This is a genomic window from Streptomyces lomondensis (assembly GCF_014651035.1).
Taxonomy (GTDB): Bacteria; Actinomycetota; Actinomycetes; order Streptomycetales; family Streptomycetaceae; genus Streptomyces; species Streptomyces lomondensis.
This window is the reverse complement of sequence record NZ_BMWC01000016.1, coordinates 124,312-143,947: the sequence shown is the minus strand read 5'-3', so window position 1 is coordinate 143,947 and position 19,636 is coordinate 124,312. Positions and strand designations below refer to the sequence as shown.

Below are 19,636 nucleotides of genomic sequence, written 5' to 3'. Positions count from 1 at the left end.
CCCAGCGTGACCGCGATCAGCGCCCTGCTCATCGCAGGCGCGATCCTCGCCCTCGCCCTGGTGGCCCTGGTGCGCTGGCTCGGCTCCGGACGGCAGGACTCCCTGCTCTCCGTCGAGAACACGGCAGGGATCGCCGCCCCCGGAGGTGAGGCCGTATGACCACCACCGCTTAGCAGAGGCCCTCCGGGGCGCTGAAGAGCCGCCACGGGGTCGCCGTCATCTCCCACACCGACGACAACCTGATCGCATGGCATGTCGCCGATACCCGGGTTGAGTTGACCACGTCATCACCGCCCAGCAAGCCGAGGCTACAAGCCGGACCGGCAGACCTTCGAGCACGCCATCATGGCCCTGGGCGTCGAGCCGTCACCGGCCAAGGCTGGGAGTACGACCAGATCCCCACCCGTGACACCGACCGCCTAGGCACCGCCACGGTGTCCGGTCCCGGCGCCGGCCGGACGGAGACCACCTTCGCCCTGCTGTCGGACATCATCGCCGTCTTCCAGCGCCGGCACGCGGAAGACGACACCCGCCCCCTGGATCGCGTTCTTCAGGAGACCCACCGTGACTGAGACCGTCTTGCCCCCGGGCATCGATTGCGGCACCGGCATGGCGCCCGTGCACAACCCCTACACCGGCGAGGTCATCGCCTCGGTCTGCACCGTCGACGCCACCGCCATCGGCACCATCGTGCAGCGGGCCAGGCGCGGCCGCAGCACCGCGGCCGCCCTGTCCCGCGCCACCCGGGCCTCTGTCCTGGAGCGCACCGCCCGGCTGGTCGAGCGGCGAGGCGAATCCTTCGCCCTACTGATCGTCAACGAGGCCGGTAAGACCATCACCCAGGCCCGCAAGGAGGTCGCCCGCGCAGTCAACACCCTCGCGCTGTCTGCGGCCGAGGCGCGGCGCAACGCCGGCGAGGTCGTCCCGTTCGACGCCTACGAGGGCTCCGAGAAGCGGCAGGGCTGGTTCACCCGCGAACCGCTCGGCATCATCGCCGCCATCACCCCGTTCAACGACCCCCTCAACCTGGTCGCCCACAAGCTCGGCCCGGCCATCGCCGGCGGCAATTCGGTGATCCTCAAACCATCCGCACACACGCCGCTGTCCGCGCTCCGCCTGGTCGACACACTCATCGAGGCCGGTCTGCCCGAAGAGATCGTCACAGTCCTCAATGGCGGTGCCGACATAGGCGCCGCGATCGTCAGCGCCCCCGACGTGCGCATGGTGTCGTTCACCGGCGGATTCGCCACCGGTGAGGCCATCTCCCGCGCGGCCGGCCTGAAGAAGCTGGCCATGGATCTCGGCGGCAACGCACCGGTCATCGTCATGGACGACGCGGACTTGGATGCGGCGGTGGAGTCGTGTGTCTCCGGTGCGTTCTGGGCCGCGGGCCAGAACTGCATCGGCACGCAGCGGATCCTGATCGCCCGCGAGGTGTACAAGCCCTTCCGTGATGCCTTCGTCGCCCGTACCAAGCTGCTGCGCGTTGGGGACCCGTTCGATGAGCACACCGACGTCGGCCCCATGATCACCGAGGAGGCCGGGCGCGCCACCCGGATGAAGGTCGACGCCGCGGTGGCCCAGGGGGCGGTGCTCCTGTGCGGCAACGAGCTCAATGGTTCCCTGTATGCGCCGACAGTCCTGGAAGACGTGCCGGCTACCTGCACGATCTGGCAGGAGGAGGCGTTCGCCCCGGTCGTCGTGTTGCAGCCGTTCGAGTCCTTCGAAGACGCCATCGAGCAGGCCAACGCCATCGACTACAGCCTCCACGCGGGCATCTTCACCTCGCGTCTGGACCGGGCGCTGTCCGCGGCCCGGCTGCTGGAGGCCGGAGGCGTAATGATCAACGACTCGTCCGATTACCGGTTTGACGCCATGCCGTTCGGCGGGTTCAAGTACGGCAGCATGGGCCGCGAAGGCGTGCGCTTTGCCTTCGAGGAGATGACCCAGCCCAAGGTCGTCTGCGTCAATCACCTGGGCGATGTGCGGTGACGGCCGTCAGTAACGAGTGCGACTCGCTGGGCGCCCTTTGGCCGCCACCTTCCGCCCCGGCGACGCGCCGCCCCTGCGCGGCACCCTCGCCGTCCTCGGCGAACGCGAACTCGCGCTGTACGCGACGGGGAGCATCGAGTTCTACCGGACCTACCCGGCATGTACATCCCGCGCCCGATCGGCATCAGACCCGTCATTCCCGCCCGGAACCCACGCGAACTGGCAGCCGAAGTTCTCGCTCTGACCAAGATGAACTGGAATCAGACCCGCCTGGACGGGCGCCTCCCCGCCACCCTGCGCACGGCGAACCAGGTCAAATCCGTCCTGCGGCGTTGCGATGACGTGAAGGCGTGCTGTTGCGGCACCGGCATGCGGTTTGCGGATTGCTCTACTGGGGGCGGCGTCCGGTGATGGCTCCGCCAGGGTCGTCGGGCAGGGCAATGCGGGCGGTGATGCGTTTGCCGACCGGCTCGCGCTGGGCTTCGAAGCCCTGGGAGATGGCCATGACGATCTCCAGACCGTGCTGGCCGACCCGGCCGGGGTCGGCGGCTCGGGCCACCGGCAGGACGGGGTCGCTGTCCCAGACGACGACTTCCACCAGGTCCCCGGCGAGGCGGAGTTGCATCAGGACGGGGCCGGGGGCGTACTTGCGGGCATTGGTGACCAGCTCGCTGACGACCAGCTGGGTCAGGTCCATGGCGCGCGCGGACACCGGCAGGCCGTACTCGGTCCGGACGCGGGTGAGGAAGCCGGTCGCGAGGTGGCGGGCTTCGGCGATGCAGGAGCCGTCGCCGTCCAGGGCGACGGCGGTCTCTATCGCATCGGCGCCCGGCATGACGTTTCCCTCACTGCCGGGGGCTGGTTCCACGGCTCCACCTTCAGTCCCCTGTTTTCACGCGGCTGCGTGCGCGTACCCCGCACTATGCCGCATATGCGCGCTCCGTCTTGGAGGAAGGACTGTATGGGGTGTATCTCGCCGTAGGACTGGGGCAGGATGGCCGCGAAGCGTTGTGCCAGGATCAAAAATCCCCAGTAAGCGAGCGCAGTCGAGGAAGTTGTGACAGACACCCACGAAGCAGCACGGCCCGGTCTGTCGATCGACCACCAGGCTGTCGACGGCATCCGGGTTATCGTCCTGCGAGGCGAGATCGACCACGACAACCGTGACAGCCTGAAGGAGGCTCTGCTTCCACCGGAGGCAGCACCAGCGCCGCGGACCGTGGCCGACTTTTGCGGTGTGACGTTCATGGACTCCAGCGGCATCAACGTGCTCATCGTCGCTCACCGGGCCGCCGAGGACGCCGGCGGCTGGCTGCGCCTGGCGGGCCTGCAGGAATCCGTCCAGCGTGTCCTGGAACTCGTCGGCATTGACGCCCTCATCCCCTGCCACTCCACCGCCGAAGAGGCCCTGGCCGGCTGAAAAGCCCTTACGGCGCCCCGGGGCGGTCCGGAAGCGCGCTCCCTTGGCGGCGGTCGGCGGGCAAGGTGCAGGGACGTGGCGCCGTAGGCGGGTGGCCCGGCCGTGTGGGGCAACGACACCGGAAGGCAGCGTTCAAGCTCGAAGCTCGGGTGGAGGAGCAGGCCGCCTGGCGCGGTGCGCCCCGGGGAGTGCCGTGCGCGCGAAGTGACGCGTTTCCTGGCGTCGTGACGCCTCACAGCGGCGGGTCGAGGGAAGGCATCGGCGCTCTGTACGACGAGGGGGCCGGTGGCGTCGCAGGCTTCTGGCCTACCGCGGCGTCGAGCTGCTGCCGTCTCCCTCTCCGGAGGATGGGGGTGAGGAGTGCCTGCTCTTGGTACACATCCGCAAGGTGGTCGGGCGGGTGACCTACCGAACGTGCGACGAGTGCGCCGAGGGCGTGGTCACCGATGTCGTCCTCGACGAACCGTTCCGCGGCTGCGGGCTGGGCACCAGGGCGCTGTCGCATCTGCGCTCCCAGTATCCGGATGTCATCTGGCGCACCACGCTGGACAATCGCCTCACCCGCGATCTGCTACGCCGGATGCGTATCCCCAAGGCGGACGTGGGAGGGAACTGCTCCCACCTTCGGTCCGCCGTCGTCGCCCCTGCCGGTAGTTGAGCGGTACCAGCCAGCAGTACTGCGGCGGAACGGTACGGCACTGGCGCTTGGCGGCCGGGCCGTGGTGCCGACGGCACGGAAAGAGCCGTGCGTGCCAGCCCATCACCGATGCCGGTGCCGCCGCTCCTGCAGCTTCTTCATCTGCTCCTCGAGGAGTTTGTTGCGCCCCTGAGCCTTGTGGCGTGCCTTGCCGCTGTGGCCGCCCTGGCCCACCATATGCCGCAGCTTGTCAGCCATGTCCCTGGCCCGCTGCCTCATCCCTTCTGCGCCCATGACCGCACCTCCGGCTTTGCTGTCGGTCCCCTGCCCAGACTGGCATCCGCTCAGGGTCCTCGCATCTGGCGGCGGCGTCGCATCACCGCGTTCATGCCGCTTCCCACGTTCCATCCGGCCCCTCACCCGTCGGATCGAGGGCTTGGGCCAACCCCGCCATCACAGCCCAGACCGGTCTCTCCCCACCGCTCATACTCACCTCTACCGGGCGACTTCGCCGCCCTGAACACCTATCCGCTCGCGTCGTCGGCCGCGACGATCGCCACCGCCGAGACGACCATCCAGCACAACGTGCGATCACCGCTCATAACAACGGCAGTACCCACGGCATCACACCATCGGCCCAGCCTGCACCCCGTGGAATGGCGCCTCCAGCCACTGGCGGAACGGTGGATCAGCGCCGCCCCTGCCGGTCAAGGCTTGTGACCGCGTCCGGTCAGGACCCGGGCGCGGCGCTGCGTCCGTTTCAGGCCGGCCCAGGCGGAAGGCTGACCGGGCATGGCATCCGCTACGACTTCCTCGCCTCGGACCTGTGGTGCGGTCGGTGCGCACGAAGGGCACCCAACCGCAGCGGTAGACATCGACGACGAGGACTCGTGCATGTGTTTGATCGCAGGTGGTAGGGGCTACTCGCACCTGCAAGCCTGCGACGCAGCGAGGGACGGCGCCAACGGGACCACGCAGAACAGACGGCAAGGGGCTGGTCGTGATGACCGTGGCGACACAGCAGAGCGGTGGGGGAGGTTCCAGCGGCCTCTACGACGTCCTGGAACTCATTCTCGACCGAGGGCTGGTGATCGACGCGTTCATACGGGTCTCCCTCGTCGGTATCGAGATACTCAAGATCGACATACGGATCGTGGTCGCCAGCGTCGACACCTACCTACGCTTCGCCGAGGCGTGCAACCGCCTCGATCTGGAGGCGGGGCCGCGCAAGCCGGCCGGGCTTACGGAGCTCACGGGGCAGCTCACGGAGTCCGGCGCCCGCGGCAAGACCAAGGGAGCCCTGTCCGGCGCCGCGGAAACGATCTCCGACGCCTTCCAGCAGTCCCGCGACGAGGGCAAGGAACGTCAGGGGGCCCGGCCCGCCGCACGCCGGAGGGAGGCAGAGCGATGAGCACCTACGTCTACGGGATCATCCGCGCCTCACACTCCTCACTCCCACAGGACATGGACGGCATCGGAGACCCACCGCGGCCGGTGCGCGTGCTGCGCCAGGGCGAGCTGGCCGCGATCGTCAGCGAGGCCCCCGAGGAACTGCGGCCCAAGCGGCGTGACCTGCTCGCCCACCATCGGGTGCTGGATGCGGCCGGAGCGGACGGCGTGGTACTGCCAATGCGGTTCGGCAGCGCCTCCCCTGACGACGACACGGTGACCACGGTGCTCGCCGAACGGGCGGAGCACCTCCTGGAGCGGCTGGCGGCACTGGACGGCAAGGCGGAGTACAACGTCAAGGCCAACCACAACGAAGAGGCCGTGCTGCACCTGGTGATGGCGGACAACGACGACGTCCGGATGCTGGCGGAGGCGAACCGGGAGGCCGGCGGCGGGTCGCACGAGGAGAAGGTCCGGCTTGGGGAAATGGTCACTGCCGCTGTTCAGGCGCGTGAGGCGACTGACGCGGAGCTGTTGCAGCAGGCGCTGGAGCCGACGGCCGAGGCGGTCAGCGTCGGCCCGCAGAGCACCGGCTGGCTGGCCAACCTCTCCTTCCTCGTGAACCGCGGTTCAGCGGAGCAGTTCCTGACCGCAGTCGACGGACTCCGCCAGGAGCACCCGCACCTGGAGCTGCGGGTCCACGGCCCGCTGCCGCCCTACAGCTTCGTCGACACCTCCGCTTCGCAGCAGGCCGAAGGCAGCACCGCGGAAGCATTCGGAGCCGACACAGCCCAGCCGACCAACGGGTAACCAGCTGCGAAGCCTCAGCGCGGGCGGCTTCAGTCCTGCCCGAGCTGATTGCGATCTTCTCGTTGCGGACCCTGTATCGATCACCTCTGCGGCGAGCTCCTCGGCGGTGAGGCTCACCCGCTCTACAGGCTCGGCCGTGGAGGCACGTTCCACGGGTGGCTACTTCGTGCACGGCTTCGCGCCGGGCAGTTTCCTGGCCCTGGTGATCTGGGTGATCGCCTCAGCCGGGTTCGCGTTCTACGTGGCGAACTTCGCCTCCTACAACAAGACCTACGGCACCCTCGCCGGAGTGATCGTCTTCCTGGTGTGGCTGTGGATCAGCAACATCGCGATCCTGCTCGGCCTGGAGTCCGACGCGGAGATGGCCCGCCAGCGCGCCGTCGCCGGCGGTCTGCCCGAGGAGGAAGAGCCTTATGTCCCGCCCCGCGACACCCGTGCGTGGAGCGAGGAAGACCGGCGCCGCCTCGCATGAGGTATCTGGCGGCGTCGTCGAGTTAGGCGCTGCTCAGACCGGGAAGTCGCAGGTCATGAGAGTGCTGGCGGATCTTCGCGCGGGTGATCACCGTTTGACGCGGTGGGTGGCGTCGTGGCGGTCGGGCCGCGTACGGAAGGTCCTGCCGGCGGTGGAGGAGACTGCCGAGCACACCAAGCTGTGGTGGGGCTGCGCTGTGGCCCTGTCCGCAGCCGGGTGGCGGGGGCGCAGGGCCGCAGCCGCCGGCCTGGCGAGCATGGCCGTGGCGGAACTGGCCTCGAACGGTGTCCTCAAGCGCGTGTGGAATCGGCGTCGGCCGCCGAAGGAATGGATCTCGCACACGGAGGTCCATGACCGCCCCGACTCCTCGTCCTTCCCTTCCGGGCACACCGCCGCGGGAGTGGCGTTCAGTGCCGCGGTGGCAGCGGTGTGGCCGTGGGCGGGAGCGGTGTGCGCGGTGCCGGCTGTCATGGTGGCCGCCGAACGCGTGCACACAGGCGCCCACTACCCCTCCGACGTCGCCGTCGGCGCCGCGGTCGGCCTGGCCGCAGCCGCCCTGGTACATCGTGCTCCACGCCTGGCCCTGCGCCGGCTGCCGTGACAGCCACAAGCCACCGAAACCGCAGGTGGCTGGATGGTATGTCCGCTCCCGGGTACCCGGGAGCACGGCGAGGGGGCGTGCGTCGTTCACCGGCGCACGCCTGCTCATCCCTCCAGACACGACCACTGCCGGCAGCTGAGAAAGGCGGCAATCCGTTATGAGTACTCAGGATTCCCACCGCGGTCCGAGCGGCTCGCAGGAGCCGGTGGGTGATCTGGTCCAGCGGGCCTCCCAGCAGCTGACGGAGCTGGTACGCGGGGAGATGCGGCTGGCGCAGGCGGAAATGAAGGAGAAGGGCAAGCGGTACGGCAAGGGCGGCGGCCTCTTCGGCGGGGCCGGTCTGGTCGGTTTCCTGACGCTGCAGGCTCTGGTCGCCACCGCCATAGCGGCGCTGGCTGTTCCCCTCCCGGTGTGGGCCGCGGCCCTGATCGTCACCGCTGTCCTCGGCGTGATCACCGCCGTGCTGGCCCTGACGGGCAAGAAGGAGGTCAGCCAGGCCGCACCGCCGGCACCAAAGCAGACCATCGACAGCGTCAAGGCCGATGTGGCCGAGATCAAGGAGAGTGCACAGCGATGACCCAGCCGCCCCACGACGAGCCCACCGCCTCCAGCCCCGAGCAGTTGCGCGAACAGGTCGAGCAGACCCGCCAGGAGCTCGGGGAGACGGTCGAGGACCTGGCCGCCAAGACGGACGTCAAGGCCCGCGCACAGGAGAAGGCGACCGCGCTGAAGGACCAAGCGGGCGCCAAGGCCGCGGAGCTGACCGGGCAGGTCAAGGAGAAGGCTGCCGAGGCTGCGCACCTGGTGCAGGACAAGCTGCCCGACCCGGTCAAGGACAAGGCCACCGCAGCCGCCGAGCAGGTGAGGACCAAGGCCGGACAGGCCGGTCAGGTGTGGCAGGACAAGGCACCCGAACCGGTCCGTGCCAAAGCCCAGCAGGGCGTCGAGGTGGCCCGCGACAACCGCACGGCGCTGATCGTGGCCGGCAGCGTGGCGGTGGCCGCTTGGCTTCTGCTGCGCCGCCGGGGCAGGAGGTGATTGTGGCGGCATCGAAAGTCGCCTACAAGCCGGTCGGCTGGCGCTCGGCGCACTCAGCGGCGTGCTGGCCGGCGGGCTGTTCAAGCAGGTGTGGAAGAAGCTGGGCCATGACGAGGACGCCCCGGACGCCACCGACGAGGACCGCACCTGGCAAGAGGTTCTGCTCGCCGCAACTCTGCAGGGCGCGATCTTCGCCGGGGTCAAAGCCGCCGTCGACCGGGCGGGAGCCGCGGGTACCCGCCGCCTGAGCGGGACCTGGCCCGGCTGAAACACCCTCTGCCAGCGGCGCCCCGCCCGCCCCGGGTGCCGCTGGCAGCAGCCCGCACAGCCGGCCCCAACCGGTGGGAGGAATCCGTGACCGCGCCCCGCTCATGGGCGGCCCTCGCCGCGGCGGCCGTCACCGCCGCAGTGTTGCTGGCCCGGTGGTGGGTGAGCTTCCGCCACAGTGCCGACGACCGTGCGCACCGACAGGACACTGACCCCACCGGAGACGAGCGGATCGGCGAACTCCACTCGGCAATGCCCGACACCGCCTTGACCACGCGCTGCGTGAGGCGAGTGCCGGGGTGAGGCGCAGGCGATGCTGGGGCCTCGCACAGAGGCCCAGCGCCAGCGGCAAGGCAGCAGCGGCGGCGGTATGCCCACAGAGAGGCCTCACTAGCCGGTCATGGTTCGCCCCGCGTCAGCGGAAGCAACGCCTTTGCGGGGTGGTCTCACTTCGGTGCCTGACGTTGGACGTGGACCGCGGGTCTGCGGGACGGTTGTGCCCGCCGACCGAAGCCCTGGACAGCCATCACCCAGCAGCTGCAGTGCCCGGTTATGCCGCGTCGGCGACCCGCCGACGCCCAGACTCATTGCCGATCGGCTCCGCCTCGGAGCCCGTGCGCGGGACGAGGGACAGGTGGCGCTTGGTCCTGGCATGGCGTGCGGACTGCCGGGGCGCAGACTGCCTGAGCAGCCACTCCTCATAGCGTCCCAGCGCCAGTACCAGGCACAGCAGCCCTGGGGGGAGCAGGAAGGCGGCGAAGACCACGACAACTCCTCTTGACGACGGCTTCTTCCGCCGGGTAGCCCCGCCGGCCAGATGGAAAGCCCGGTCGCGTGAAGGAAGCGTGGCCGTTGCGTGTGAACGGTATGTCCGGCGGCTGCCCCTCGCTTGACGGCAGGCATGCATTCGCTGCGACGGTGCACGCGGGAACAATGAGGTGTGTCATCTACCGTGAGTCAGCGGGCGAGCCGGAGCAGGTGGACTGTCGACAGGCCGACGGTGGCCGTGCGGCGGTGCTGGACAGTCTGAAGCGGGTGGGGGAACGCGAGTTCTGCTGGGTGCATCTGGACGCCCCCGGTTCAGGCGATCTGGAAGAACTCGCGGGCCCTCTGGGGCTGCATCCGCTGGCGGTCGAGGACGCCGACGAGGCGCATCAGCGGCCCAAGCGGGAGCGGTACGGGGACGTGCTGGCGGTGGCGCTGAAGACGCTGTGGTACGTCAAGGACGGCTGCGAGGTGGAGACCGGTGAGATGATGGTCTTCACCGGCCGGCGTTTCGCCCTGACCGTTCGTCATGGCTCGGCCGACCCCACCGGCGAGGTGGCCCGGCGGCTCGGTGAGGACCCGCAGATGCTGCGGTTCGGGCCCGTCGCCGTGCTGCACGCAGTCCTGGACACGGTGGTCGACTCCTACACCGAGGCCGCCGTCCGGGTCCGTAGCGACCTGACCGCGCTGGAGCGGCGCGTGTTCTCGTCGGACCGCGACGATTTGACCGAGGAGATCTACTCCCTCAAACGTGAGGTGCTGGAATTCCGCGACGCCGTCCAGCCCTTGGTCCCGGTGGTGCAGGAGTTCGCCGGCCCCCATGCCGGGTGGCCGGAGGAGATGCTGCCGTATTTCCGGGACGTCGCCGACCACATGCACCGCACCGACACCGAGGTGCGCTCCCTGGACGAGCTGCTCAACTCCGCCCTCGACGCCCACCTCGCGCGGGTGGGGACCTGGCAGAACGACGACATGCGCCGCATCTCCGCCTGGGCCGCCATCCTGGCCACCCCGACCCTCGTCGCCGGGATCTACGGCATGAACTTCGCCCACATGCCGGAACTGAGCTGGGCGTACGGATACCCGCTCGCCATCACCGTGATGACTGGCGCCGCCGCCCTGCTGCACCGGACCTTCCGCCGCAACGGCTGGCTGTGAACGCCGGGCACCGCCGTCGGCCGACGGCGGTGAGGCGACGCCACTGCCGGTACCGCCCTAGCAGGCGTCAGTCCTGGACGAGCTGGTCGGCCAGACGGCGGGCTTGGGCCAGCAGCGCGCCGTGTGTCGCCAGTGCATCGGGATCGTCCTGCACGGCGCCGGGCAGCCGCCTGTGGAGTTCGTCGAGGCTTCGGTTGAGCTCTTCGACAGCCTCGCGCAGGGCCCCGTCGGCGGGCTGCTCAGTGCCGGTTCCTGCGAACCGGGTCTGGCCGTAGAGACCGATCGCGCGTGCGGTGTGGCGCAGGAAGTCGGCGTAGGGGCCGGTGATCCGAGGGCGACATGGTCCAGTACGGCCAGTGCATCGTCGTACGCCTGGCCCGGCGGCGAGAGTGCACCCGTACCGCGCCCGCGGAGATTGCCCCGCATGCTCTCGCGGCTCCAGCCGATTGCGGAACGGGCCTGGTCGACCAGGCGTCCCAGACGCAGCGCGCGCCCATGCCAGTCCCCACCCGTGTGAGTGTCCCACTCACCGCCGGCCAGTCCCTCGGCCACCGCATCCAGGATCTCCTGCGCCTCGCGGGCGGCGTCCTGGAGTGCAGCGCGGGTGTCGCGCAGATACACCGGGGGCCGGATCAACGCGTTGACCGTGATGCCGACCACCGCGCCGAAGACCGTCTCCGCGATGCGCGCGCCCGACGTGGCCAGGGAGACCTGCCCGTCGGTCAGGACGAACAGCGCGCCGGTGGCGGCGTAGATGCCCTGGCTGCCCAGGCGCTGCCACTGCGCCAGCAGCAGCACCGCCGGAAGCACCACAGCCATCGTGACCATCGTGCTCTCTAGCAGCAACGCGACGCCCGTCGCCACCACCGTGCCCACTGCGATCGCTGCCAGCTGCTGCAGACCGTGCGCGAGCGACCGGTACACCGTCGACTCCACCAGCACGACGGCCACCCACGGAGCGACGAACGCCATCGGAGCCTGCAACCACCACCCCGCCACCGCCCACGCCAGACAGGCGGCCAGCGCCGCCTTGCCGGCCTGCACCATCAGATCGCGTTCACGGCCAGGCTCCCGCCACGCCCGCCGAACCGCCCGCACAGCAGCCCCGCCATCACGCCGAACCGCCCCTGTCGCCCAACCCGTCCACTCCATGGCACAGCAAGTGCCACACCAGGGACGACAGATGCGCCCCAGTGAGCCTCCGCCAACCTGAAAACCTCAGGTCAGCAGGGCTGGTGTGACCGTGTTCCGGGGTGCTCGTGCTGGTCGTGGGCGGCAGTCTGCGCCGTAGATCGTCCGTCACGGGGCGGCTTGCCGGTTTTCCGCTCGCGGCGGGTGAGCGGCCTTCTACGATCCGGTGTATGGATCCCGAGTTGCTGGAACGGATCACCGCGCGACGTGCGGAACTAGACGAACTCGAAGAACAGCTGGCCAAGCAGCTGGCGGAGGTCCGGGCCGAGCGCGACGAACTCGCCGTTGCTGAGAAGGCCCTGGAGCGGATGAGCGAGCAGCTCGCCGAGGAGCGGGCCGCGTTCGCGCCGACGCCTGGGAAGGTGGGTGGCCGGCCGGTGATGATGATCCCGTACCGCGCGCCGGACGTGGAGGAGACCATGCTTCCGCCGGACTACCAGCGCATTCTCTCCGTCGTGCGGCAGGCCGCCGGTCCAGTCATGGCCCGGCAGGTCGGCGAGGTGCTGGGGGTGGACGTCAGCGTGAGGAGCAAGCTGGAGCCGCTGCGCGGGAAACTGGTCAGACTGGTCGACCGCGGCCGGCTACGGAAACAGCCCGACGGCCGGTTCACCACCCGGCTGTGACCACGGAAGCCATTGCCCGTGGGCGGTGCTGAGCAGGCGTAACCAGAGTGCCTCCGGCGGCTGTTGGAAATGTGTGACCAAAACCAAAGAGCACACCGAGGACACCTGCCCGCTTGTCTATCAGTGCCGTCTGTCGCTGTCCACGCGCACCGTCAACCACCTCGCCGACCTGCTACGGCGCCATCTGAAGGCGATCCGGTCCAGGTGGCGGATCCTGCCGCCGGGGAAGATTGCGGTGATCGTCCTGGCCGTACTGCGCCACGACCAGCGCCTGGCCGACATGGCCGGCGGCAACTACATCTCCGAGTCCACCGTCCGTCGCTGGCGCGACGCGGGGATCGTCCTGCTCGCCGTGCAGGCCCCTCGCCTGGACCGCACGTTGAGGAAGATCAGCCGTCAGGGCGGGGAGGTCGTCCTGATTGACGGCACCCTTGTCCATACCCAGCGCCGCACCGGGAGAGCCGACCGCAAGAACTACTCCGGCAAGCACCGCCACACCGGCTGCACTTCCTCGCCCTCACCGACGAGAGGGGCCGCCTGGTTTGGATATCCGCCGCTCGGCCCGGCCGCACCCACGACAACACCGCCGCCCGCCACGACCACATCCTGGCCCGTCGAGCACGGCTTCGCCCACCTCAAGAACTGGCGGATCCTCACCAAGCTCCGCACCGCCCCCGCCCACGCCACCCAACTCCTGCGCGCCCTGCTCGTTCTGACGAACCTCGAAGTCAGCCGCTGAGCACTGGTCCACGGCTTGGGGAACACAAAGGCGCGCTGCCACATCGTGCCAGTGTTCGAAACCCAAGAGCACTTGGAGCAGCCTAGATACCCATCACGTACCACTGCCTGAGCGATGTGCCACGCAGGTACAAGTGCCGGCCTCGTCCGATAGGGCGTGCGTACCGCTTGAGCGGTGCACCGTTGGGGAGGGTGAGGCAGGCTTCCTCTATCAGTAGGGCCTCATGCTCTGTCATGCGGCAACGATGCAGGCGGTCTGGTTGCCGGTTGCCGCCGAGCATGACGATCTGCTTTTCGTGCACAGCCATGCCCGCAGGAGCGACCACGGGAGTCCTCCGTAGTCGGATCTGACCGTCGGTCCGGGCCTCAAGCAGCGGGAAAGTCGGGTAGTAGCTGGCCCACGCGACACCGTCGTCAACATTGAAGGCATAGACCGTATCGATGTACTCGATGCCCTCCGGAGGCGTGTACCCCCACTGCTGGTTGCCGCCGCTGTCCCAGCGCACCAGGCCGGCGGCGCTGATCGGGTCGATGTAGACGCCTTCGTCGAAGTAGGCACTCCATACATGGTGCCGCCGGTCCGCCATCAGGTACTCGACCGCACGCCCCATGGCGAAGCTTCGGCGGCGTCGGCCGTCAGGCCCGTAGATCTGAGCATTGTGCTCCCTCGCGTCACCGGAGCCTTCCAGGACCAACCGGCCATTGGGCAACGCATCCAACCGGGTCACCCGCAAGCTCACACCACGCAGGAGCTGTTCCCGGACCGTGCCGCCGCTATTGATGACGAGGAGCGCGTCGTAGGGCCGGGTGCGTGGCTGGGGGTAGGCCCTGCCAAACGAACTTGGTTGGAGTTCCGCATTGGGGCAGATCAACCAGAGAGCCCGGCCCCAGGCGTCCACTGTGGTCGCCAGGACCTTCTGGTGGTCGTACTGCCGAGGCAACAGTGCGTGGGAACGCAGCGCCACCTTCCTCAAAAAATCACCTCACGGGCGAATGAACACGACTCGATCATGATCGCATCCCCAGCAAACCCACCATCGACCAGCCGTGCCAATGCCACGGAGGTTGAAACTCGAGCTGACAGATGATCTACGCAGCAGCCTGCCGCCCATGACCAGCGCGAGCACCCCGCGAGCCGGTCACACCAGCCCTTTTACCTGCGACTTCAAGATGGCAACAGTTCAGTGCGCACCATCACGGCAATCGACAAGGGGCAATCGAATTCCTGACCAGCCTCAACAGCGGTTCACCGCGCAGGCTGCGGCAGCGCGCGGCGCCGTTACCGCCTTCCCGCCAGGTCGTGCGCACAACGCCCCCCGACACCTGGAACCCCGGCGTTGTCATGGCAGATCCCTTCCGGGACTCCGCGGGCAGAGGCGGGTGGCCAGGACCTCGGACGGGACTCGTCCGCCACCTGCCACACATGACACCGCCACGGCCCACGCCCCACTCGCTCCCCATTCCGCCGTCAGGTGTGGGAGAGCGCGAAGGAGACCAGGAAGCCGCTCACGGTGATCAGCCCGATGGCCAGGTGGGCGTCCTCGAACGCCTCAGGGATCATCGTGTCGGCGATCATCGCGAGGATCGCCCCGGCCGCCACCGCCGTCACCGCGGCGATCACGGCGGGGGAGAAAGAACCGACCACCGTGTAACCGAGGACCGCCGACACCGTGCTGGCCGCGGCGATCGCCCCCCAGACACCGAAGACGTAGCCCCGGCCGCGGCCGGCCTTCTTCATGCCCGCCGAACTGGACAGTCCCTCGGGCACGTTGCTGATGAACACCGCCGCCACGGTCACCAGACTCACCGCGCCACCATCCAGCATGCTCACCCCGATCACCGCGGACTCCGGCACCCCGTCCAGCAGCGCGCCCAGCGCAAGCGCCATCCCGGAACCGCCCTGCTCGGCCTCCGACGGCTGCCCCTCCGCTCGCCCGTGACCGGAGCGCTTGCGGTGCCGGGCGCCCCGGCGGGCCAGCCACACGTTGCCCCCGGTGTAGGCCAGCGCGCCAACAAGCGTGCCGACGGCCGCGGGAGCGAGTCCTGCCTGCTCGTACGCCTCCCCGACCAGCTCGAAGGAGACCGCTGAGATCAGCACACCGGCACCGAAGGCCATCACGGTCGCGATCACCATCTGCGGGACCCGCAGCCCGTAACCCAGCGCGGCACCGAGCAACAGAGCCGAGCCCGCCACGAGCCCCCACAATCCAGCCTGTGCTACTTCAGCCATGCCGACCCGTCTACCCGCCATGGATGTGGATCAACGGGCGACCAGCGCGGCTATGCGGGATTGGGCGCCTGACCCCTTGTCCGGCAGGCCCACGTACAAGGCATTCCCAGCACTGATCCTGACGCAATCCTCGGCCAAGGAGACTCAGCCATGCACGATCTGGCCCACCTGCTGGAAGACGCGATGAACCGGCGCCACATGAGCGCCGAAGCCGTGGCCCACGCTACGGGCATTCGCACCCCTCGCATCAAAGCCTTCCTCAAAGACGGGGCCGAAGGCCCCATTCACCCAACGCGGGAAGAACTCGAGGAACTCGCCACGCTCCTGGTTCTCCCGCAGGAAGAAGCGCTCGGAGCCACCCGGCCGCACCCGAGCCGCGCAGCGCACGACCCTGTGCCGAGCTGAGACCCAGCGCGCCCCTGACGGGGTCGTAAGCGCGGAAAGAGTGACGACCCATCCGGGACCGCTCTTCCCGTCGGACGAGCGGGACAAGATCGCCGAGTGTCTCGGAGCTCTACGGACGAGCGGCTGAACGCCGGATGCCCTGCCGCTACGGCCGCGACGCCGCTCGGGTCTGGGTCTCCTCGTGGGCGTGCGGGTACTTTGCGGTGCGGTGCTGGAAGGCGAGCACCTTGGGGTTCTGGACGACGCCACGGCGGATCTCGATGGCGTGCCGGATCGTGTCGTCGGCGTCCCAGCCGTCGGGGCCCTGGAGCACGACGTCCAGATACGGCAGGAGGGCCTCGCTGTTCTCCCAGGTCGCGGAGTTCCACAGGTAGGAGGGGCTGTGGTCCACCGCGTAGTACCTGACGTGGTCGCCGACGGTGAACATCGGGTCGGTGAAGGTGGTGGGCCGGGCCCAGTCGAAGCCCATGCCCTCGTCGCAGGAGACGTCGATGACCAGGGTGCCGGGGGCCAGCTTGGGCAGGTCCTCGTCTATCAGGAACATCAGCGGCGCGTCGGTGTCCTGCAGCACGCAGTTGACGATGATGTCGTGCCCGGCGAGGAACTCGGCCAGCGGCAGCGGGCCGTCCTCGGTGAGGGCGACACTGCGTCGCGGGTCGAGGGTATCGGCTTTGTCGTGGTCGAAGTGGACGATCCGCGCGGAGTGGATGGGGGAGCTGACGGCAGTGACGCCACGCGCGGTGAGCACGTCGACGTCGTGCACGCCCAGGGCGCTGAGCGCGGTCACTGCGCCGCGGGCGGTCGCGCCGAAGCCGATGACGACGGCGCGCTGCCGCCGCCCGTAGTCGCCTGTCACGCCAGTCAGTTGCATGGCGTGCAGGACCGAGGAGTACCCGGCCAGCTCGTTGTTCTTGTGGAAGACGTGCAGGTTGAAGGCGCCGCTGCGGGACCAGTGGTTCATCGCTTCGAAGGCGATCAGGGTCAGCTGCCGGTCGATGGCGGTCTGGGTGAGCCTCTCGTCCTGGACGCAGTGCGGCCAGCCCCACAGGACCTGACCCTCGCGCAGTTCCGCCAGGTCTTCGTGGAGTGGTTTGGCCAGCAGGATGACATCGCAGTCGGCGATGAGTTCCTCGCGCGTGCGGAAGCCCGCGACGAGCGGCGCGAGCCGGCTGTCCGGGACGCCGAAATGCTCGCCGTAGTTTTCCTGGAGATAGATGCGCTTGCGGAGTCCGGCGTCGATGCGGTCGAAATGAGCGGGGTGAACGGGCAGACGATGCTCGTTTTCCTTGCGGGTCTGCGACATGATTCCGAGCTTGAGCTGCTGCAAAATGCCCCTTTGGTTGCTTCCTGTTTAGCACACAGGGGCAATCCGGCAGCCCGTCGCGACGGGCGGGGCCAGGGGAGGGTTGCTCTGGGCTGCCACGGCGCAGGCGGTGCCTGCCGAGGTCGATTCCGCAAGCTGGCCCGCCTTCCCGCACGGCAGGTCCGGTGCCCGGCACCGCGTGTGCCGGGCACGCTGTCACCTGTGCGGATGCCGTTGCGGCCCTGCTGGTACCCCTCACAGCGCGGACTCCCACGCCGTCGCCAGGATCGCATCAGGGCCGCGCGTGCCACCGGCCTGCGCAACCTCCCCCTGCACCACACCGCCCTGAACAAGCTCTGGCCGGAGATCGTCCAGATCGCGCTCGACCTGCTGCTGGACGCCGATGCTCGCCCTGACCGGTAGCGCGACGTGCTGGGAGCCAGCCAGGCGTGCGGTGAGGTACTGGGCTGTATTTTGTCCTCGGCCCGAGAGCGCGGTTAGGCCGGCGGCCGCGGCGCGGGTCAGGAGCTGGCCGAACCAGGCGAGGTAGTCCTCGCCCACCTGGAAGCCGTCGGTGGTCCGCGCCCGTTTCCCTTCGCGTGCGGGTATGCGAATGGCGTTGGGATAGGGGATGCCGGACTTGTCTTTGATCGCCTCGTCGGCGTTTCCGGGGGCACCCGGTGTGCGGAGGGGAAGCAGCGCTGAATCCGCCCGGCAACAGCTCAAGGACCTCTGCGCCCGCTGCGAGGACATCGCGACCACCACCCGGCTCGCCCGCGGCTTCGCCACGGTCCTGCGACGTCGTGACGGTCACCGCCGCACCGAGTGGCTCGACCAGGCCGAGCAGAGCGAGATCAAGGACCTCCACGTCTTCGCCAACGGCCTGCGCAAGGAACACGCCGCCGTCACCCTCGGCCTCACCGTGCCCTGGAGCTCCGGCGCCGTCGAGGGACACGTGAACCGGATCCAAGATACTCAAGCGCCGGCACTACGGCAGTGCCGGGTTCGATCTCCTCAAGCGCCGTGTTCTCCTCGCCAGTTGACAGGCTTCACGGAAAGGGCTGAAGAGCCTCAGTTCGGCCTTGAGCAATTTTCCGTGAAGCGAACGGGCAGCACGACTTCTACTCGATGAGTACGTTCAGCTCCATGTGGGCTACAGGCTCATGCACTTACGTGTGGAAGCTGCCGCCGGTCCAACCGGCGCTGCCGCCATAGTCGCCACCGCTGCCGTAGTCGCTGCTGTATCCGCCGGTCGGCCCGCGCCCCCTGCCCGATTCCCTGCTCTTGGACACCGGATTCTCCTCCAGGTATCGAACGGCAGGATCGGGTCGCCCGCTGCGGCGGGCTACGTTGATGATGCTCCAGGTCAGGCCGTGGTCCCTGAGATCAGCGGAGTGATGAACTGCGAGGTAGGCGGCGTAGAGCAGCTCTCCATCGGGGTCGACCGCCTTGTAACGGTCCCACTGCTGGGTGAGGTAGAAGAAGACCACACGATCCCGTTGCCGCTCAGGCGCAAACCCCGCCTCGATAGCGGCCGCGATGGCCTCCTCGGCTTCACGGGTCCGAAGGAGGGCGATTTCGCACAGGCGCTCCCGCGCAACGCCTGGAGGCAGCGCACGCAACACGCGCCTGTACTTGTCAGCCAGATCGGCCCTGGACATCTGAGTACCGCGGACCACGGCTTCCACAGTGCCCGCCTGGGTGAAATCGAGCAGGTCCAGGCGGTCCTTCGCTACGGCCAACAGCACGTTCCTGCCCCAGTCCGACGGGTCGAGGTGCGGATTCGCGACAGCCGTATCGGTCACGATCCGGCCGGGCAGAAAGGTGTCGTCACTCCACTCCGCCACCAGCTTGGCCAGGACCAACGGCTGATCCGTGGTGGACAGGAACCGCTCCAAGGCAGGGCGACGGGGCGAGTCGAAGGAAACGCACATCATCAATTGATCGACGATGCCCTCCGGCCGAGTCCACGGCTGGCCCGCGACCGGATCATGGTCGAGGAACCGAACGAGTCGAGGAGGTGATCCCCCTAACAGCAGGGGCGCGACGACCGATGACCATGTCCTGTCGTCTTCGTCCTGTCTGCCGCCGCACTGCAACAAGCACTGGTAGATCACATCGCCCGCCGCTTGAGGGTCTTCGCATGCCTCGGCCAACGCTTCGAAAGCCCTGCTGGCGGCCGGTTGTACCGAGCTCGCCGCGATCCGGACAAGCGCGGCCGCAGCTGGAGAGGGCTTGTCCCGGTGCAACTCTTTGGCCAGGCGCGTGACGGCGGACGAGGCCAAGGGCCGCTTGAGGATCACGGCTCCGCCCGTACCCCATCGTTCCCAGCACCGCATCCTCGATGCCGACGTCATCCGGCCATTGTGGGCCGTCCATCTCGCACATTCCAGATCCGGCGTACAGCCTGGCCTGATCCCGTCGCCACGGGTAAGGCGACCGCAAACCCGCATCTGGACGAGCGTCAGCGGCGGCTGCTGATGGGGGCCGAGGCACGGCTCCTGGGACACGGCGGTATCGGGGCGGTCGCGCGGGCGGCCCAGGTAAGCGAGACGACGGTCCGCAAGGGTGTGGACGAGCTGGAGGCCGGCGTAGGC

Annotated in this window: 19 protein-coding genes and 6 pseudogenes; 18 read left to right on the top strand and 7 right to left on the bottom strand. The window is 68.7% G+C overall.

Features of this window, described 5'->3' with window-relative positions:
* Positions 1-434: 434 nt before the first annotated feature.
* Complete coding sequence (locus IE255_RS35515; protein ID WP_229906747.1) at positions 435-572, top strand: hypothetical protein; 138 nt, start codon at positions 435-437, stop codon at positions 570-572.
* Positions 565-1,992, top strand: coding sequence for an aldehyde dehydrogenase family protein (locus IE255_RS35510; RefSeq protein ID WP_229906746.1), 1,428 nt, complete (start codon positions 565-567; stop codon positions 1,990-1,992). The genes IE255_RS35515 and IE255_RS35510 overlap by 8 nt, the downstream gene beginning before the upstream one ends.
* A gap of 388 nt (positions 1,993-2,380) precedes the next feature.
* Here IE255_RS35510 and IE255_RS35505 read toward each other — a convergent pair whose 3' ends face one another.
* Positions 2,381-2,827, bottom strand: coding sequence for an ATP-binding protein (locus IE255_RS35505; protein WP_190054527.1), 447 nt, complete (start codon positions 2,825-2,827; stop codon positions 2,381-2,383).
* Between the two features lie 222 nt (positions 2,828-3,049).
* On the opposite strand from IE255_RS35505, the gene IE255_RS35500 reads away from it, so the two are divergent.
* Both IE255_RS35500 and IE255_RS35495 read left to right on the top strand, forming a co-directional pair.
* A complete protein-coding gene (locus tag IE255_RS35500; RefSeq protein ID WP_190054526.1) occupies positions 3,050-3,412 on the top strand; it encodes an STAS domain-containing protein in 363 nt (120 codons plus the stop codon).
* A 301-nt stretch (positions 3,413-3,713) separates the two neighbouring features.
* On the top strand, positions 3,714-4,070 hold the full coding sequence (locus tag IE255_RS35495) for a GNAT family N-acetyltransferase (RefSeq protein ID WP_373309672.1): 357 nt from the start codon (positions 3,714-3,716) through the stop codon (positions 4,068-4,070).
* 102 nt (positions 4,071-4,172) lie between these two features.
* On the opposite strand, the gene IE255_RS40055 is transcribed toward IE255_RS35495, so the two are convergent.
* A complete protein-coding gene (locus tag IE255_RS40055) occupies positions 4,173-4,307 on the bottom strand; it encodes a hypothetical protein (RefSeq protein WP_267975619.1) in 135 nt (44 codons plus the stop codon).
* Positions 4,308-5,052: 745 nt separating this feature from the next.
* On the opposite strand from IE255_RS40055, the gene IE255_RS35490 reads away from it, so the two are divergent.
* From IE255_RS35490 to IE255_RS35455, 8 genes and pseudogenes are all read left to right on the top strand, one after another.
* Entirely contained in the window at positions 5,053-5,460 is a 408-nt protein-coding gene (locus tag IE255_RS35490; protein ID WP_190054525.1) for a gas vesicle structural protein GvpA, read from the top strand.
* A complete protein-coding gene (locus IE255_RS35485) occupies positions 5,457-6,248 on the top strand; it encodes a GvpL/GvpF family gas vesicle protein (protein ID WP_190054524.1) in 792 nt (263 codons plus the stop codon). The genes IE255_RS35490 and IE255_RS35485 overlap by 4 nt, the downstream gene beginning before the upstream one ends.
* 178 nt (positions 6,249-6,426) lie before the next feature.
* Positions 6,427-6,720, top strand: a pseudogene (locus IE255_RS35480) (YihY/virulence factor BrkB family protein); the annotation flags it as partial.
* A gap of 151 nt (positions 6,721-6,871) precedes the next feature.
* Positions 6,872-7,321 carry a phosphatase PAP2 family protein gene (locus IE255_RS35475; protein ID WP_229906744.1) on the top strand — a complete coding sequence of 150 codons (450 nt, stop codon included), beginning with the start codon at positions 6,872-6,874 and terminating at the stop codon, positions 7,319-7,321.
* 157 nt (positions 7,322-7,478) lie between these two features.
* On the top strand, positions 7,479-7,898 hold the full coding sequence (locus tag IE255_RS35470) for a phage holin family protein (protein WP_190054522.1): 420 nt from the start codon (positions 7,479-7,481) through the stop codon (positions 7,896-7,898).
* Positions 7,895-8,359, top strand: coding sequence for a DUF3618 domain-containing protein (locus tag IE255_RS35465; protein WP_190054521.1), 465 nt, complete (start codon positions 7,895-7,897; stop codon positions 8,357-8,359). Before IE255_RS35470 ends, IE255_RS35465 begins: the two co-directional genes overlap by 4 nt.
* Before the next feature lie 2 nt (positions 8,360-8,361).
* A pseudogene (locus IE255_RS35460) lies at positions 8,362-8,627 on the top strand (DUF4235 domain-containing protein).
* A 1,013-nt stretch (positions 8,628-9,640) separates the two neighbouring features.
* Positions 9,641-10,549, top strand: coding sequence for a magnesium and cobalt transport protein CorA (locus IE255_RS35455; RefSeq protein ID WP_229906743.1), 909 nt, complete (start codon positions 9,641-9,643; stop codon positions 10,547-10,549).
* Positions 10,550-10,616: 67 nt separating this feature from the next.
* Here the strand turns inward: IE255_RS35455 and IE255_RS35450 are convergent.
* Positions 10,617-11,701: pseudogene (locus tag IE255_RS35450) on the bottom strand (FUSC family protein).
* A gap of 209 nt (positions 11,702-11,910) precedes the next feature.
* On the opposite strand from IE255_RS35450, the gene IE255_RS35445 reads away from it, so the two are divergent.
* Both IE255_RS35445 and IE255_RS35440 read left to right on the top strand, forming a co-directional pair.
* The gene (locus IE255_RS35445; protein ID WP_190054519.1) at positions 11,911-12,363 is read left to right on the top strand and encodes a coiled-coil domain-containing protein; all 453 of its coding nucleotides are present in this window, start codon (positions 11,911-11,913) and stop codon (positions 12,361-12,363) included.
* Between the two features lie 73 nt (positions 12,364-12,436).
* Positions 12,437-13,102 carry an IS5/IS1182 family transposase gene (locus tag IE255_RS35440; RefSeq protein ID WP_229906741.1) on the top strand — a complete coding sequence of 222 codons (666 nt, stop codon included), beginning with the start codon at positions 12,437-12,439 and terminating at the stop codon, positions 13,100-13,102.
* 82 nt (positions 13,103-13,184) lie between these two features.
* Here the strand turns inward: IE255_RS35440 and IE255_RS35435 are convergent, their stop codons facing one another.
* Both IE255_RS35435 and IE255_RS35430 read right to left on the bottom strand, forming a co-directional pair.
* On the bottom strand, positions 13,185-14,066 hold the full coding sequence (locus IE255_RS35435) for a hypothetical protein (protein ID WP_229906740.1): 882 nt from the start codon (positions 14,064-14,066) through the stop codon (positions 13,185-13,187).
* A gap of 503 nt (positions 14,067-14,569) precedes the next feature.
* Entirely contained in the window at positions 14,570-15,331 is a 762-nt protein-coding gene (locus IE255_RS35430; protein WP_190054518.1) for a ZIP family metal transporter, read from the bottom strand.
* Positions 15,332-15,481: 150 nt separating this feature from the next.
* Here IE255_RS35430 and IE255_RS35425 point away from each other — a divergent pair, with 150 nt between their 5' ends.
* Positions 15,482-15,736, top strand: a complete 255-nt coding sequence (locus IE255_RS35425; protein WP_190054517.1) for an XRE family transcriptional regulator — start codon at positions 15,482-15,484, stop codon at positions 15,734-15,736.
* Positions 15,737-15,881: 145 nt separating this feature from the next.
* Here IE255_RS35425 and IE255_RS35420 read toward each other — a convergent pair whose 3' ends face one another.
* The gene (locus tag IE255_RS35420; RefSeq protein WP_190054516.1) at positions 15,882-17,063 is read right to left on the bottom strand and encodes a N(5)-(carboxyethyl)ornithine synthase; all 1,182 of its coding nucleotides are present in this window, start codon (positions 17,061-17,063) and stop codon (positions 15,882-15,884) included.
* A gap of 243 nt (positions 17,064-17,306) precedes the next feature.
* Here IE255_RS35420 and IE255_RS35415 point away from each other — a divergent pair.
* A pseudogene (locus tag IE255_RS35415) lies at positions 17,307-17,499 on the top strand (IS1380 family transposase); the annotation flags it as partial.
* Positions 17,500-17,670: 171 nt separating this feature from the next.
* A pseudogene (locus IE255_RS40490) lies at positions 17,671-18,082 on the top strand (transposase).
* A 126-nt stretch (positions 18,083-18,208) separates the two neighbouring features.
* Here the strand turns inward: IE255_RS40490 and IE255_RS35405 are convergent.
* Positions 18,209-19,342 (bottom strand): hypothetical protein, encoded by a 1,134-nt coding sequence (locus tag IE255_RS35405; RefSeq protein WP_190054514.1) that lies wholly within the window; start codon positions 19,340-19,342, stop codon positions 18,209-18,211.
* 90 nt (positions 19,343-19,432) lie between these two features.
* Between IE255_RS35405 and IE255_RS40620 the strand changes: the two are divergent.
* A pseudogene (locus tag IE255_RS40620) lies at positions 19,433-19,631 on the top strand (hypothetical protein); the annotation flags it as partial.
* Between the last annotated feature and the right edge of the window lie 5 nt (positions 19,632-19,636).

What these genes read in the sequence shown, in the direction of transcription:
- IE255_RS35505 (WP_190054527.1), bottom strand. Translation starts at nt 2,827, where the DNA reads ATGCCGGGCGCCGATGCGATAGAGACCGCCGTCGCCCTGGACGGCGAC.
- IE255_RS35430 (WP_190054518.1), bottom strand. Translation starts at nt 15,331, where the DNA reads ATGGCTGAAGTAGCACAGGCTGGATTGTGGGGGCTCGTGGCGGGCTCG.
- IE255_RS35445 (WP_190054519.1), top strand. Translation starts at nt 11,911, where the DNA reads ATGGATCCCGAGTTGCTGGAACGGATCACCGCGCGACGTGCGGAACTA.
- IE255_RS35465 (WP_190054521.1), top strand. Translation starts at nt 7,895, where the DNA reads ATGACCCAGCCGCCCCACGACGAGCCCACCGCCTCCAGCCCCGAGCAG.
- IE255_RS35490 (WP_190054525.1), top strand. Translation starts at nt 5,053, where the DNA reads ATGACCGTGGCGACACAGCAGAGCGGTGGGGGAGGTTCCAGCGGCCTC.
- IE255_RS35470 (WP_190054522.1), top strand. Translation starts at nt 7,479, where the DNA reads ATGAGTACTCAGGATTCCCACCGCGGTCCGAGCGGCTCGCAGGAGCCG.
- IE255_RS35485 (WP_190054524.1), top strand. Translation starts at nt 5,457, where the DNA reads ATGAGCACCTACGTCTACGGGATCATCCGCGCCTCACACTCCTCACTC.
- IE255_RS35425 (WP_190054517.1), top strand. Translation starts at nt 15,482, where the DNA reads ATGCACGATCTGGCCCACCTGCTGGAAGACGCGATGAACCGGCGCCAC.
- IE255_RS40055 (WP_267975619.1), bottom strand. Translation starts at nt 4,307, where the DNA reads ATGGCTGACAAGCTGCGGCATATGGTGGGCCAGGGCGGCCACAGCGGC.